This is a genomic window from Spirochaetota bacterium (assembly GCA_040756435.1).
Lineage (GTDB): Bacteria > Spirochaetota > UBA4802 > UBA4802 > UB4802 > UBA4802.
In genome coordinates this window covers 12,793-26,292 of the sequence record JBFLZD010000032.1, presented here as the reverse complement: position 1 = coordinate 26,292, position 13,500 = coordinate 12,793, and the positions used below count along the sequence as shown (strand labels likewise).

Annotated in this window: 24 protein-coding genes; all 24 read right to left on the bottom strand. The window is 39.3% G+C overall.

Translation table 11 applies throughout. The features are described 5' to 3' along the window. Nucleotides 1-9 precede the first annotated feature (9 nt). A complete protein-coding gene (gene rpmD / locus AB1444_10220; GenBank protein MEW6527030.1) occupies nucleotides 10-198 on the bottom strand; it encodes a 50S ribosomal protein L30 in 189 nt (62 codons plus the stop codon). Nucleotides 199-207: 9 nt separating this feature from the next. Beyond that, nucleotides 208-723, bottom strand: a complete 516-nt coding sequence (rpsE, locus tag AB1444_10215) for a 30S ribosomal protein S5 (GenBank protein ID MEW6527029.1) — start codon at nucleotides 721-723, stop codon at nucleotides 208-210. An 11-nt stretch (nucleotides 724-734) separates the two neighbouring features. Further along, entirely contained in the window at nucleotides 735-1,100 is a 366-nt protein-coding gene (rplR, locus tag AB1444_10210; GenBank protein ID MEW6527028.1) for a 50S ribosomal protein L18, read from the bottom strand. Nucleotides 1,101-1,128: 28 nt separating this feature from the next. Further along, on the bottom strand, nucleotides 1,129-1,674 hold the full coding sequence (gene rplF / locus AB1444_10205; protein ID MEW6527027.1) for a 50S ribosomal protein L6: 546 nt from the start codon (nucleotides 1,672-1,674) through the stop codon (nucleotides 1,129-1,131). 13 nt (nucleotides 1,675-1,687) lie between these two features. After that, complete coding sequence (gene rpsH / locus AB1444_10200; protein MEW6527026.1) at nucleotides 1,688-2,089, bottom strand: 30S ribosomal protein S8; 402 nt, start codon at nucleotides 2,087-2,089, stop codon at nucleotides 1,688-1,690. Between the two features lie 24 nt (nucleotides 2,090-2,113). Beyond that, complete coding sequence (locus AB1444_10195; protein ID MEW6527025.1) at nucleotides 2,114-2,299, bottom strand: type Z 30S ribosomal protein S14; 186 nt, start codon at nucleotides 2,297-2,299, stop codon at nucleotides 2,114-2,116. A gap of 5 nt (nucleotides 2,300-2,304) precedes the next feature. Then, nucleotides 2,305-2,853 carry a 50S ribosomal protein L5 gene (gene rplE / locus AB1444_10190; GenBank protein MEW6527024.1) on the bottom strand — a complete coding sequence of 183 codons (549 nt, stop codon included), beginning with the start codon at nucleotides 2,851-2,853 and terminating at the stop codon, nucleotides 2,305-2,307. Nucleotides 2,854-2,864: 11 nt separating this feature from the next. Further along, nucleotides 2,865-3,182 (bottom strand): 50S ribosomal protein L24, encoded by a 318-nt coding sequence (gene rplX, locus AB1444_10185; protein ID MEW6527023.1) that lies wholly within the window; start codon nucleotides 3,180-3,182, stop codon nucleotides 2,865-2,867. Between the two features lie 12 nt (nucleotides 3,183-3,194). Further along, nucleotides 3,195-3,587, bottom strand: coding sequence for a 50S ribosomal protein L14 (gene rplN, locus AB1444_10180; protein MEW6527022.1), 393 nt, complete (start codon nucleotides 3,585-3,587; stop codon nucleotides 3,195-3,197). Between the two features lie 10 nt (nucleotides 3,588-3,597). Next, nucleotides 3,598-3,852: a 30S ribosomal protein S17 gene (gene rpsQ / locus AB1444_10175; GenBank protein MEW6527021.1), complete on the bottom strand. Its 255-nt coding sequence runs from the start codon at nucleotides 3,850-3,852 to the stop codon at nucleotides 3,598-3,600. 18 nt (nucleotides 3,853-3,870) lie between these two features. Continuing rightward, the gene (gene rpmC / locus AB1444_10170) at nucleotides 3,871-4,080 is read right to left on the bottom strand and encodes a 50S ribosomal protein L29 (protein ID MEW6527020.1); all 210 of its coding nucleotides are present in this window, start codon (nucleotides 4,078-4,080) and stop codon (nucleotides 3,871-3,873) included. A 15-nt stretch (nucleotides 4,081-4,095) separates the two neighbouring features. Then, nucleotides 4,096-4,512, bottom strand: coding sequence for a 50S ribosomal protein L16 (rplP, locus tag AB1444_10165; GenBank protein MEW6527019.1), 417 nt, complete (start codon nucleotides 4,510-4,512; stop codon nucleotides 4,096-4,098). A gap of 20 nt (nucleotides 4,513-4,532) precedes the next feature. Beyond that, entirely contained in the window at nucleotides 4,533-5,213 is a 681-nt protein-coding gene (gene rpsC, locus AB1444_10160; protein ID MEW6527018.1) for a 30S ribosomal protein S3, read from the bottom strand. An 18-nt stretch (nucleotides 5,214-5,231) separates the two neighbouring features. Then, on the bottom strand, nucleotides 5,232-5,570 hold the full coding sequence (gene rplV, locus AB1444_10155; protein MEW6527017.1) for a 50S ribosomal protein L22: 339 nt from the start codon (nucleotides 5,568-5,570) through the stop codon (nucleotides 5,232-5,234). Continuing rightward, nucleotides 5,571-5,858 carry a 30S ribosomal protein S19 gene (rpsS, locus tag AB1444_10150; GenBank protein ID MEW6527016.1) on the bottom strand — a complete coding sequence of 96 codons (288 nt, stop codon included), beginning with the start codon at nucleotides 5,856-5,858 and terminating at the stop codon, nucleotides 5,571-5,573. It abuts the gene before it with no gap. Nucleotides 5,859-5,863: 5 nt separating this feature from the next. Further along, the gene (gene rplB / locus AB1444_10145; protein MEW6527015.1) at nucleotides 5,864-6,688 is read right to left on the bottom strand and encodes a 50S ribosomal protein L2; all 825 of its coding nucleotides are present in this window, start codon (nucleotides 6,686-6,688) and stop codon (nucleotides 5,864-5,866) included. A gap of 34 nt (nucleotides 6,689-6,722) precedes the next feature. Beyond that, nucleotides 6,723-7,007, bottom strand: a complete 285-nt coding sequence (gene rplW / locus AB1444_10140) for a 50S ribosomal protein L23 (GenBank protein MEW6527014.1) — start codon at nucleotides 7,005-7,007, stop codon at nucleotides 6,723-6,725. 2 nt (nucleotides 7,008-7,009) lie between these two features. Continuing rightward, the gene (gene rplD / locus AB1444_10135; GenBank protein ID MEW6527013.1) at nucleotides 7,010-7,636 is read right to left on the bottom strand and encodes a 50S ribosomal protein L4; all 627 of its coding nucleotides are present in this window, start codon (nucleotides 7,634-7,636) and stop codon (nucleotides 7,010-7,012) included. A gap of 11 nt (nucleotides 7,637-7,647) precedes the next feature. Further along, nucleotides 7,648-8,265, bottom strand: coding sequence for a 50S ribosomal protein L3 (gene rplC, locus AB1444_10130; GenBank protein ID MEW6527012.1), 618 nt, complete (start codon nucleotides 8,263-8,265; stop codon nucleotides 7,648-7,650). Nucleotides 8,266-8,349: 84 nt separating this feature from the next. After that, nucleotides 8,350-8,667 carry a 30S ribosomal protein S10 gene (gene rpsJ, locus AB1444_10125; GenBank protein ID MEW6527011.1) on the bottom strand — a complete coding sequence of 106 codons (318 nt, stop codon included), beginning with the start codon at nucleotides 8,665-8,667 and terminating at the stop codon, nucleotides 8,350-8,352. A gap of 184 nt (nucleotides 8,668-8,851) precedes the next feature. After that, entirely contained in the window at nucleotides 8,852-10,066 is a 1,215-nt protein-coding gene (tuf, locus tag AB1444_10120) for an elongation factor Tu (GenBank protein MEW6527010.1), read from the bottom strand. Between the two features lie 286 nt (nucleotides 10,067-10,352). Then, entirely contained in the window at nucleotides 10,353-12,431 is a 2,079-nt protein-coding gene (gene fusA, locus AB1444_10115; protein MEW6527009.1) for an elongation factor G, read from the bottom strand. Nucleotides 12,432-12,532: 101 nt separating this feature from the next. Then, on the bottom strand, nucleotides 12,533-13,003 hold the full coding sequence (gene rpsG, locus AB1444_10110) for a 30S ribosomal protein S7 (protein ID MEW6527008.1): 471 nt from the start codon (nucleotides 13,001-13,003) through the stop codon (nucleotides 12,533-12,535). A 33-nt stretch (nucleotides 13,004-13,036) separates the two neighbouring features. After that, entirely contained in the window at nucleotides 13,037-13,411 is a 375-nt protein-coding gene (rpsL, locus tag AB1444_10105) for a 30S ribosomal protein S12 (GenBank protein MEW6527007.1), read from the bottom strand. Between the last annotated feature and the right edge of the window lie 89 nt (nucleotides 13,412-13,500).

Below are 13,500 nucleotides of genomic sequence, written 5' to 3'. Positions count from 1 at the left end.
CTACTACTTTTATTCTTTAATCTCTGAAACTTCAACCATATGTTTGACAACCTGAAGCATCCCTCTGATTACAGGAGTATCATCATGTACTCTTTCTGCATTTATTTTCCGCAATCCCAAAGCCCTCAGCGTTGCTTTCTGCTTTGGTTTTGCACTTATATAACTTCGTATCTGTTTTACACGTAATTTCTTAGCCATATACACCTCTTATGGTTGCCATAACTTTGGTAACGGAACTTCACGTAAATCGGCCGCTTCTTTCAGGCTTCGCAACTGCAACAAGCCATTTATCGTTGCTTTGGTAACATTAACCGGGTTTCGTGATCCTAAAGTCTTTGATAATATATCCACTATTCCTGCCTTTTCCACAACTGCTCTAACTGAATCACCGGCAATAAGTCCTGTACCTGGTGCAGCAGGCTTCAGGATAACACGCGTTGATTTAAATCTTCCTATAACCTCATGCGGTATAGTGTTTTTATTAACATTTATTTTATATAAATTCTTTTTGGCATCCTCAACGCTTTTCCTAATAGCATCAGGCACTTCATTGGCTTTCCCAAATCCTATACCAACATGCCCTTTATTATCACCAACAACAGACATGGCATTGAAAGAAAACCTTCTACCACCTTTTACAACCTTTGCAACACGGTTGATGATAATTATCTTTTCGGATAACTCCAGTCCTTCAGGCTTTACACGTTTTTTCAAAATCTTCATTACCATCTCCCCTAAAATTCTAATCCATTTTCGCGGGCAGCATCAGCAAATTCCTTTATCTTCCCATGATAAAGGTAACCGTTTCTGTCAAAGACCACCTGCTTTATATTTTTAGCCACAGCTCTCTGGGCAATGATTTTGCCTAATTCTTTGGCTGCTGCCTTATTACTTCGGTTCTTGGTTATTGGGAAATCTTTTTCCAAAGTTGAAGCACTCACCAGTGTATGACCCTTGCTGTCATCGATAATCTGCACATAGAAATTTTTATTGCTTCGCGAAATACACATACGCGGCCGCTGGGTATTGGCTCTTATTTTAGATTTTACGCGCATGCGCCTGCGCAAGTATCTTACTTTTTTCAATTTCAATCTATTCATAATTACTATCCTTTACACCCAAATAATCTTACTTGCCGGTCTTGCCAGCTTTTCTTCTAATCTGCTCATCCTTATAGCGGATACCCTTGCCTTTATATGGTTCTGGTGGGCGTAATTTGCGAATATTTGCTGCCACCTGGCCAACTAACTGTTTGTCAATACCTTTTACTTTTAATTTTGTTGGCTCAACGACTTCAACCTTTATACCAGCAGGTGGTGAAAACAGTATGCTGTGCGAATAACCCAACTGGAACTCAACATCGTTGCTTTTCTGGGTTGCTCTGTATCCAACACCAACTATCTCCAAATTTTTTTCAAATCCACTTGATACGCCAACAACCATATTATGTATCAACGCCCGTGTTAATCCCCATAAAGCATTGACTTTCTTGTCTTTGGACTGCTCATCTTTTTTTGCTATATTAATAACATTGTTATCAATAACTACATTAATGGCATCCTGCAACGTATACTGCAGAGTTCCTAAAGGCCCTTTAACAGTAATCATTTCACCACTCAGATCAACTGATACACCATTTGGTATCACTATCGGTTTTTTCCCTATTCTAGACATATCCGGCTGCCCCTTATAGAATCTCACATAAAGCTTCTCCGCCAATATTCAGCTGTTTGGCGGCTTTATTAGTAATAATACCTTTTGATGTAGAAAGAATCATAATACCCATATTGTTGTATACCGGCTTCAGATCCTCGGCTTTAATATATACTCTTCTTCCGGGAGTGCTTATCCGTTTCATTTGAATAATTGCTGACTGATTATCTGCACTATATTTAAGGTAAATTCGTAATGTTTTTTGCTTATTATCATCAATAAGTTTATAGTTTTTAATAAAACCTTCATCTTTTAAAATCTTTGCAATTGCCATTTTCATTTTTGATGAGGGTATATCAACTTTAACGTGTCCTGCATTAATTGCATTTCGCATTCGGGTCAACATATCTGCAATTGGATCAGAAATACAACTCATAACGCTTATACTCCCTATTAAATTTTACCAGGATGATTTTTTAACACCCGGGATTAAGCCTTCACCGGCCAACTTCCGCAAACAAACCCTGCAAAGTTCAAACCGTCTGTAGTAGCCCCTTGGCCTTCCACATACCTTACATCTATTTCTTTGACGTATCTTAAACTTAGGCTCTCTTCGGGCCTTTGCAAACATTCTTTCGCTAGCCACCTGACTTACCTCGCTTCTTGGAATGGAAATCTGAATTCTTCAAGCAACGCACGTGCCTCACTGGCATTTTTTGCTGTTGTTTTAATTGTTATATTAATCCCATAGATTTTCTCAACTTTATCCAGGTTTATCTCCGGGAAAATTATCTGCTCTTTTACTGAAAAATTATAATTACCCGCATTATCAAATGAATTGGGCGATAGTCCCCTGAAGTCACGCACTCGTGGTAGAGCAACATTAACCAGCCTGTCTAAAAACTCATACATCTTGTCACCACGCAACGTGACACGAGCACCTACATCATACCCCTCACGAATTTTAAACGCCGCAATTGATTTTCGTGCAACAGTTTTAACCGCTCTCTGACCGGTAATAAGTGATAGCTCATCAATTATTGATTTAAGCAGGTTGGGATTGGAATGAGCTTCACCTTCGCCAACATTGAGAACAATTTTCTCAATTTTAGGGATCTGCATAACTGATGAATATTTAAATTTATCCATCAACCGCTTTTTAATATCCTTTTCATATAATATACGCAATCGTGCTGCCATCATTTTCCTCACTAATCAATTCGTTTGCCACATTTTTTGCATACGCGATATTTTGCATCACCGTCTATCTTGATGCCAACCCTCACAGCCTTTTTGCATTTTTCGCAAAATACCATTACATTTGAAATATTAATTGGGTATGGCAATTCTATCTGCCCACCTTTGGGGTTCTCCTGTGAAGGCCTCACATATTTCTTCCGCAAATTAACACCTTCTATAATTACCCTACCGCGCTTTTTGTCAACAAACAACACTTTGCCACGTTTGCCTTTATCAGCGCCTGTAGTCACCATTACAAGATCATCTTTTTTTAATCGAGTTTGTACCATAGTAACACCTTTTTATAAAACCTCTGGAGCTAAAGAAACTATTTTCAAAAAGTTTCTATCACGTAATTCACGAGCTACCGGACCAAATATACGGGAACCCCTGGGTTCACCTTTAGTATCGATAATTGCAACTGCATTATCATCAAACCGTATATATGAACCATCAGGTCGCCGTACAGGCTTGGTTGTTCGCACAACTACAGCTCGTAACACTGCTTTGCCATGAACTTTCTTTCCTGTTGAATCTTTCAATCCATACGATGGATGTGCATCTTTTACCGCAACAATTATGACATCACCAACCGAAGCGTATCGCCTCTTGGTTCCACCTAATATTTTTATACACTGCACTCTTTTTACACCACTGTTATCAGCAACATCTAACATTGTTTGAACCTGAATCATAGCTCTAACCCTATTTTACCTTTTCAACTATCTTCACCAAACGGTAACGCTTTTCCTTGGACAAAGGCCTTGTTTCTTCTATAAGAACAATATCACCAATTGAACACTCATTGCGTTCATCATGGCTTTTTACTTTTTTGGTTTTACGGACAAACTTATGATATTTAGGATGCATCATCATCCTTTCAATCTCAACTACAACTGTCTTATCCATTTTATTGCTAATTACTTTACCAACGATCTGTTTTCGGTTTTTACCTTCCATAACTATCTACCACCACAATTATTTACTTCGTAAAGTCCTTTTGCCCAACTCATACTCTCTGAGCAATGTTAAAATTCTTGCAATCTGCTTTTTAAGCTGCATTGCCTTTTTGGGATTTTCAACCCTGCTCACTGTCCTTTTGAATCGCTCTTTTCGTAATTCTTCTTTTGCTTCCTGTAACGTTCTTTGCAATTCATCTATTGTCAATTCATCTAATTTACCCTTCATTGAACAACTCCAGAACTAATTATTATCATGTATTGATATTATCTTGGTTTTAACTGGTAATTTATGGGCTGCAAGTGATAATGCTTCACGAGCAACTGCATCATCAATACCGGCCAGTTCAAATAATATTCTTCCCGGTTTAATACGTGCAACAAATCCTTCAGGGTTACCTTTTCCTTTACCCATTCGTGTTTCAGCTGGCTTTTTGGTAAACGGCCTGTCAGGGAAAATTCTAATCCACAGCTTGCCACCACGCTTAACCTTACGGCTGATAGCAATACGTGCTGCTTCAATCTGACGGGAGTTGATCTCACCGCATTCTAGTGATTTTAACGCATACTCGCCAAAATGGATAGTAGAACCACGTACTGCCTTTCCCTTCATTCGTCCACGATGAACTTTTCTATACCTTGTTCTGTTGGGCATTAACATTGTTGTGCACCTTTATTCAATTATTGTGATTTTTTCCGTAATGCAAATTTTTCTTCTTCCTGTTCCTCAGCATTTGAAAGAACATCACCATTATAAATCCACACCTTAACCCCTATAAGCCCAAATGTGGTGAGAGCTTCAGCAAATCCATAATCAATATCTGCACGTAATGTATGCAGAGGGATTCTGCCCTCTTTATAGGCTTCTTCCCTGGCCATTTCAGCCCCATTCAAGCGCCCAGAAATATTAACCTTAATCCCCAGCGCACCGCTTCTCATTGCCGCAGTAATAGCTTGCTTAATGGCTCTCCGGTATGGGAAACGATTTTCAATCTGTGCTGCAATCTGTTCTGCTACAAGCTTAGCAACACGTTCAGGTTTTTTCACTTCCTGAACATATATATTCACATTTTTCTGGACTTTCTTTTGTAATTCCTCTTTTAAATTTTCTATATCAACACCCTTGCGGCCAATAAGCAATCCCGGCCTTGCAGTATGAATATAAACATTAATTCTGTCAGGAAATCGCTCAATGCCAACCTTTGCAATCCCTGCTGTCTTAAATTTATTCATAATATACTTTCGTATTTTAATGTCTTCATGGAGATTTTTCCGATACTCATCCTTTTCAGCAAACCATACCGAATCCCATGTTCGTATTATTCCTACTCTCAGTCCTGTTGGATTAACTTTCTGTCCCATTATTACACCTTTTACTGATTAATTTTCATCAGATAAAATTATTTCAATTGTGCTGGTTCTTTTTCGTATACGTGAAGCTCGTCCACGTGCACGAGGTCTGAACCGTTTCATTGTTGGGCCCTCGTCCACAACAACCTTCTTGATATATAAATTATTTTCCCGTACTTCAGGATTGCTATATTTAGCATTTGCCGCTGCTGAATACAGCGTTTTCATGATAACCTTTGATGCTTTACGGGGTATTGCTTTCAGAATATCAATGGCTTCAGGAAAGGAAAAACCCCGTATTTCATTTGCAACCAGACGTGCCTTACTGGCAGAAATTCTGTTATATCGTGACAATGCCCTTGTTTCCATTTACTTGCCCCTCTTTGCTACCTTATCATCTTTGCCTGCATGACCTCTGAAAGTTCTGGTAGGTGCAAACTCACCCAATTTATGTCCAACCATATTCTCAGTTACATATACCGGAATAAAATTCTTCCCATTGTGGACCATAATCGTATGGCCAATCATCTCAGGGAATATAGTAGACCTTCGTGACCATGTTTTAATGGCTTTTTTGGTGTTTGTTGAGTTCATTTCCTCAATTTTCTTAAATAACTTTATATCAACATACGGTCCTTTTTTCAATGAACGAGCCATAGCAATTACTTCCTTCGTTTAATAATCATTTTGTCGCTGTATTTCTTCTTCTTCCTGGTCTTATACCCTTTTGTAGGTTTGCCAGTTGGCGAACAGGGGTGTCTTCCTCCAGATGATTTCCCTTCGCCACCACCAAGTGGATGGTCAACCGGATTCATTGCGACACCTCTTACCTTTGGCCTTCTCCCCAACCATCTGCTTCTACCAGCCTTTCCTATATCTACATTTATATGATCCTTATTGCAAACTTCACCAATTGTTGCATAGCATTCACAATGTATCTTCCTGATTTCGCCCGAGGGTAATTTGATCAGGCAATAATCACCTTCTTTTGCAGTTATAACGGCACTGGTACCTGCTGAACGCACTAACTGACCACCTTTACCTTTATGCAACTCAATATTATAAATATTGGTACCATCCGGTATGTTTTTTAAAGGCATTGCATTACCTGGTTTAACTTCAACATTTTCGCCAGAAACTATCGTATCACCAACCTTAACCGAAGCAGGTGCAATAATGTATCTTTTTTCACCGTCTTTATAAACGATTAAAGCAATATTTGCACTTCGGTTTGGATCATATTCTAATGTAGCAACCTTACCTTCAATATTATATTTATTGCGCTTGAAATCAATAATTCTATAGCGGCGCTTATGCCCACCACCTTTTCTTCTGACAGAAACCTGCCCCTTGAAGCCTCTACCCGCATAACTTTTCTTGCCCTTTGTAAGCGACTTCAACGGTTCATCAGTGGTAATCTCACTGAAATCCAGCACTGTCTGATATCGTAATGTTGGTGTTAATGGCCGATACTTTTTCAAACCCATTGTCGTTACCTTTATTGCTTATAGTAAAAATTTCTTATTTTGATTCAAAAACTTCTATTTTATCGCCTTCTTTTAACGTAACTATCGCTTTTTTCCATGATGCTGTATATCCGTAATTATACCGCACTCTTTTACGCTTGCCCCGTACAATCATAACATTCACCTTTACGGGTGTAACGCCAAAAATACTGCTTATAGCCTTCTCTATCATATCTTTATTTGCTTTTTTATGTACTCTAAACACGTATTTGTTTTGTTTTGCAAGTTCAGTTGCCTTTTCTGTAATAACAGGGCGTATGATTATATCATTAACATCCATAATTACTCACCTTTTGCATACTTCGAATTAATAATTTTTGCAGCACTTTCGGTTATTAAAACTGTCTGAGTATAAAATATATCCCTGCTTGATAGCCGTTTTACATTATTATACACAAACCATGGAATATTTCGTATTGCTCTTTTCAACATGGTATCTTCACTATCAGTAATCAGTACACCTTTTTTAACATTAAGCTTTTTGGCTATTGAAGCTATATCCTTAGTTTTACCACTTTCCACTGAAAAGTCCTCAACAACTTTAACTGCGCCTTCCTTGAACTTCAGAGATAATAATGAACGATAGGCTTCCTGCCTGATACCTTTAGGTAATTCAATACGATAGTCACGTGGATGTGGACCAAAAACCACGCCACCACCCTTCCACTGAGGAGCACGAATAGATCCCTGGCGTGCTCTACCTGTACCTTTCTGCCTCCATGGTTTTGCCCCACCACCTGATACTAAAGAACGCTCTTTGGTATCATGAGTTCCCTGACGCAAATTGGCATTTGCAGCCTTAATCAATTCATATATCAGAACATCATTAATCTTTGCATTAAAGATGGTTTCATTCAACTCAATCTGTCCTTTAACTTTTCCATCAACTGTATAAACATCAACAACCATAATAACCCTGCCTATTTGCTTTGTACTGTAATAATTGAATTAACGGTACCAGGGACAGCACCAGATATTAATACTAAATTCTTGTCTTTGATTATCTTAACTATCTTTAAATTTTTAACAGTAACAGTTTTTCCACCATGTCTTCCTGGCAATTTTTTCCCCTTCCAGACTTCAGCAGGGAATGTGTTTGCACCAATGGAGCCAGGAGCTCTGTGGAAGTTTGACCCATGGGTTTCTCTACCACCATGGAATCCATGCCTTTTAATAACACCAGCAAACCCTTTTCCCTTAGAAATACCGGTAACATCAACCATCTGGTTTTCAGTAAATATCTCACAGGTAATAACACTTCCTTCCTGAAGATTTTCATCAAAGTTTTCAACTTCCCTGAATACCTTCAGTAAAGGAAGATTTTTCTTCTTTAAATCTTGCAATATCGGTTTTGTAAGACGATGAGCTTTTGTTTCACCATATCCCAGTTTCAATGCATTATATCCGTCCTTTTCAACAGTCTTCTTCTGTACAACAACGCACGGACCAAGTTCACACACAGTAACCGGAACCACTGTCCCATCGTCTAAAAACATCTGACTCATCCCTATCTTTTTGCCAATTAAAGCCTTTTTCATTTTCCTATCCCATGCATCGATTATAAGACTATCACACTCTTTCTTAAAGAGCTATCTACCAAATTTTCATGAAAGATGAAATAATTATGATTTTATATCTACAGAAACACCAGCAGGCAATTCCAACTTCATAAGCGCTTCAACTGTATCGGAGTTAGGATCGATGATATCGATCAGACGCTTATGAGTTCGTATCTCAAACTGCTCACGCGACTTCTTGTTAACATGAGGGGAACGCAATACACAAAATTTTTCAATTCGTGTAGGTAGCGGTATAGGACCTGCTACTTTTGCACCACTCCTGTTCGTTGTCGCAACTATTTTAGCTGCCGATTGATCTAATAAATATGGATCAAATGATCTCAATTTCACCCTAATTCGTTGTCCCGTAAGCTTTGCCACTGTAACACCTTTCTTTCATCCAAATATCAAATTATAATTTCTTACGCTGTTCACCCACATCAAGATCGTCTATAACAATCTTCTTCAATGGATAATATTCCCGTTATATTGTAAATAGTTGTCAGGTTGATTGTACACCAGCCTGACAACTATGAACATTACTAATTTTAAATCAATAAATTATTTATTCTAATATCTTGGAAACTACACCAGCTCCAACAGTCCTTCCACCTTCTCGTATTGCAAATCGAAGGGTTTCTTCCATTGCAACAGGTGTAATAAGCTCTACCGTCATCTTAATATTGTCACCTGGCATAACCATCTCTACACCCTCAGGCAACTGAATGATGCCGGTTACGTCAGTAGTTCTAAAATAGAACTGTGGGCGATAGTTACTGAAGAATGGAGTATGACGACCACCTTCTTCTTTTGATAGTACGTAAACTTCAGCTTCAAATTTTTTATGAGGAGTAATTGAACCCGGTTTTGCCAAAACCTGTCCACGCTCAACTTCATCCTTGCCTGTACCACGGAGGAGACATCCTACGTTGTCACCAGCAATACCTTCATCAAGAATCTTTCGGAACATTTCAACACCGGTAACAACTGTCTTTTTGGTTTCACCAAAACCAACAATCTCAACTTCATCACCAGTCCTTACAATACCACGCTCAATCCTTCCGGTTACAACTGTTCCACGGCCAGTAATTGAAAATACGTCTTCAATAGGCATAAGGAATGGTTTATCCCTATCACGCTTTGGTTCAGGAACATAGGTATCAAGGGTTTCAGCCAATTTTATAATTGGTCCACATGCTTCACATTCTTTCTTTCCGCAACCACACTGCATGGCTTTCAATGCAGAACCAGGTATAATTGGAATTGTGTCACCAGGGAACTCATACTTGTTGAGAAGATCTCTGATTTCCATTTCAACCAGCTCAACCAGCTCATCCCTGTCAGCCGGATCAAGCATATCAACTTTATTAAGAAAAACAATGATATAAGGTACGTTAACCTGGCGAGCTAAAAGAACGTGCTCTTTTGTCTGAGGCATTGGGCCGTCAGTTGCTGCAACAACAAGAATAGCAGCGTCCATCTGTGCAGCACCGGTAATCATGTTTTTAATATAGTCAGCATGGCCAGGACAATCAACATGTGCATAATGCCTGTTTGGTGTTTCATATTCCTGATGTGAAGTAGCAATCGTTATACCTCGTGCTTTTTCTTCTGGTGCATTATCTATCTGATCAAATTCTACAGGTTTATTATTGCCACCATACGCAGCCGCAAGAACTTTTGTTATTGCAGATGTTAATGTAGTCTTGCCATGGTCAATATGGCCGATTGTTCCAACATTAACATGTGGTTTGGTTCTGTCAAATTTTGCCTTTGCCATTTGTTATCTCCTTTATAAAAATAATAAATTTCATTATATCACATAAACACAATAATACAATACAAACGTAGCACCAACGCTAAAGATTTTATCACTCTATGATCGTTAGAAAGTATTACGTTCAGATAACACAAACTTCCACATCATCTATTTTAGTGCATAACGGTGGAAGTGTGTGAATTAAAAAAATATATGCTTTATCTGTCAACTAATTTATTGCGTAATTTATAAAATATCAAATATTTTTTTATAAAAATTAAAATTAATTTTTTATCATTATTTTATACTAAACAGGGCGATAGTAACTGCCAAGAACCTTTTCCATCACAGCCTGGGGGACAACTTCATAATGGCTGAATTGCAACGTATGCGATGCTCTCCCCTGGCTCAGTGAACGTATAGCAGTTGTATAGCCAAATGCTTCAGCCAGTGGCACATACGCATCTATAACCTTTAGCATACCACGAATATCAATATGTTCAATTTTTCCACGTCGTGAATTAATATCATTGATTATGTCACCCATATATTCATCAGGCACCACCACTTCCAGCTTCATAACAGGCTCAAGCAACATTGGTGAAGCTTTCCGTGCTGCATCTCTGAAAGCCATTGTTGCAGCAATACGGTATGCATGGTCAACTGAAGCATCTTCGCGGTATTTTGCATCTTCAAGTACAACCCGTATCTTTGTCATCTCATATCCAGCTATTACCCCGGAACTGAGTGCATCACGGCAACCCATCTCCACGGCTTTTAGGCAATTTTCGGGTAACAATGATGTATCCACCTTTGAAACAAACTCAAAGGAACTATCGCACGAACTTACCTCAAGCAGTACATGGCCATATTGCAATTTTCCGGCAATGTCTTTTTCAAATACTCCTTCAGCCCTGGCTGCTGCTGTGACTGTTTCTTTATAGGCAACCTGTGGCTTGCCAACATTGACAAGCACATTGAACTCACGCTGTAACCTGTCAACAATGATTTCCAGATGCAGTTCACCCATCCCCGAAATGATCGTTTGCCCGCTTTCTTCATCAATTTTGACAAAAAACGTTGGATCCTCTTCTTCCAAACGCTTTAGAACTGTATGCAATTTTTCAAGATCTGCCCTTGTTTTGGGCTCTACTGCCCGCGATATTACAGGCTCCGGAAATTCCATCTTTTCTAGAAGTAGTGGCGCATCAATCGATGTGATGGTATCGCCTGTCTGGGCAAACCTCAAACCCACAAGTGCAGCAATATCCCCCGTATATATTTCTTTGATGTCTTCCCGGTCATTGGCATGCATCCGCAATATCCGTCCAATACGTTCTTTTTTCTGCTTATTGACATTATAAACAGTATCACCCGCTGCCAGATGCCCCGAGTACACTCTGATATAACAGAGCTTCCCCACATACGAGTCACTTGCTATCTTAAAGACCAGTGCACAAAAAGGTTCCCTGTCATCAGGATGGCGCTCTATGATTTTATCATCATGATGTACATCATGCCCCTTTACAGCCGGGATATCCTTAGGCGAGGGCAGATAGTCAATAATGGCATCAATCAATGGCTGGACACCTTTATTTTTCAGTGCACTGCCACAAAATACCGGGAACAATGCAGTTTTCAACGTTGCATTGCGAATAGCACGTTTCAGCTCAGTTTCGGTTATTTCCACACCTTCCAAATATTTTTCCAGCATTTCTTCATCGTATTCTGCAACAAGTTCAATCAGGTGTTCGCGATAATACAAAGCTTCATCCTGGTATTGGTCAGGTATTGGAACAATGTCATAATGCTCACCCAACTGGTCAGCCCACACCAATGCTTTCATCTGGACTATATCTATAACACCCTTAAAGCTATCCTCTTTTCCATAGGGAATTTGTAGGGGCAACGGTACGGAATACAAACGTTCCTTTATCATGGTGAGACAATTCTCAAAATCTGCACCCACTCTATCCATTTTATTTACAAAACATATTCGGGGGACATTGTAGTGTGTAGCCTGTCTCCACACTGTTTCACTCTGAGGCTCCACTCCGGCAACGGCATCAAATACGGCGATAGCTCCGTCTAAAACTCTCAGGCTTCGTTCCACCTCAACGGTGAAATCAACATGCCCTGGAGTGTCAATGATATTGATGCGTGTATTTTTCCAGTAGGTTGTGGTAGCAGCAGCAGTTATGGTAATTCCTCGTTCCTTTTCCTGAATCATCCAGTCCATCTCTGCAGTGCCATCATGGACTTCACCAATTTTATACGTCTTGCCAGTATAATAGAGGATACGCTCGGTTAATGTGGTTTTACCTGCATCAATATGAGCCATTATCCCAATATTTCGCGTTCTGTGTAATGGTAACTCTCTTCCCATAATTCCTGATGACAAATATAATTATTTATGACAAAGCATCAAATACCAGGGGGATGCCCTGGTATTTTATATATCAAACTTTTCAACAGCAAATAATATAATTACCACTTATAATGTGAAAATGCCTTGTTAGCTTCTGCCATCTTGTGAGTATCTTCCTTTTTCTTTATTGAAGCACCGGTGTTGTTGTATGCATCCAGTAGCTCACCCGCCAGCTTCTGAAACATGGTCTTTTCATTTCTGCTGCGGGCATTATTTATTAGCCACCTGATAGCAAGTGCCTGTCGCCTTTCAGGGCGTATTTCAACAGGAACCTGATACGTTGCACCACCAACACGCCGTGATTTAACCTCAACAAGAGGCTTTACATTTTCAAGCGAAGTGATAAACACTTCAATGGGGTCTTTCTGAGTACGCTCACCAATGAGTTCCAATGCTTTATAAAAAGCCTGCTCAGCAACCCCTTTTTTGCCTTTCAACATCATGCAATTAATAAATTTTGAAACTACTATATTGCCATATTTTGGGTCCGGTAAAATTGTCCGCTTTGCTGGTCTACGCCTTCGTGCCATTATTAAACCTCACTATACCAAATAATTATTACATTATGCTTTTGGCCGCTTAGTGCCGTATTTTGATCTGCCTTTTTTGCGGTCATTAACACCTAAAGAATCCAATGTTCCACGTACTATATGGTACCTGACACCAGGCAGGTCCTTTACCCTTCCACCTCTTACAAGCACAGCAGAGTGTTCCTGAAGATTATGGCCTATACCTGGAATATATGCAGTTACTTCTATTCCATTGGTCAGCCTCACACGGGCAACCTTCCGTAATGCTGAATTAGGTTTTTTTGGAGTAACAGTCATTACTCGTGTACATACTCCTCTTTTCTGAGGGCAACTCTTCAGTGCCGGGGATTTTGATTTCTTAACCTTTTCAGATCTCCCTTTCCGTATTAACTGATTAATTGTAGGCATCCTGTCTCCTCACTACATTTATTAAATATTATATCATTATATTATGCAGATTAACCACTTTCAAAATTTTAATTGAAAGTGATTAATCA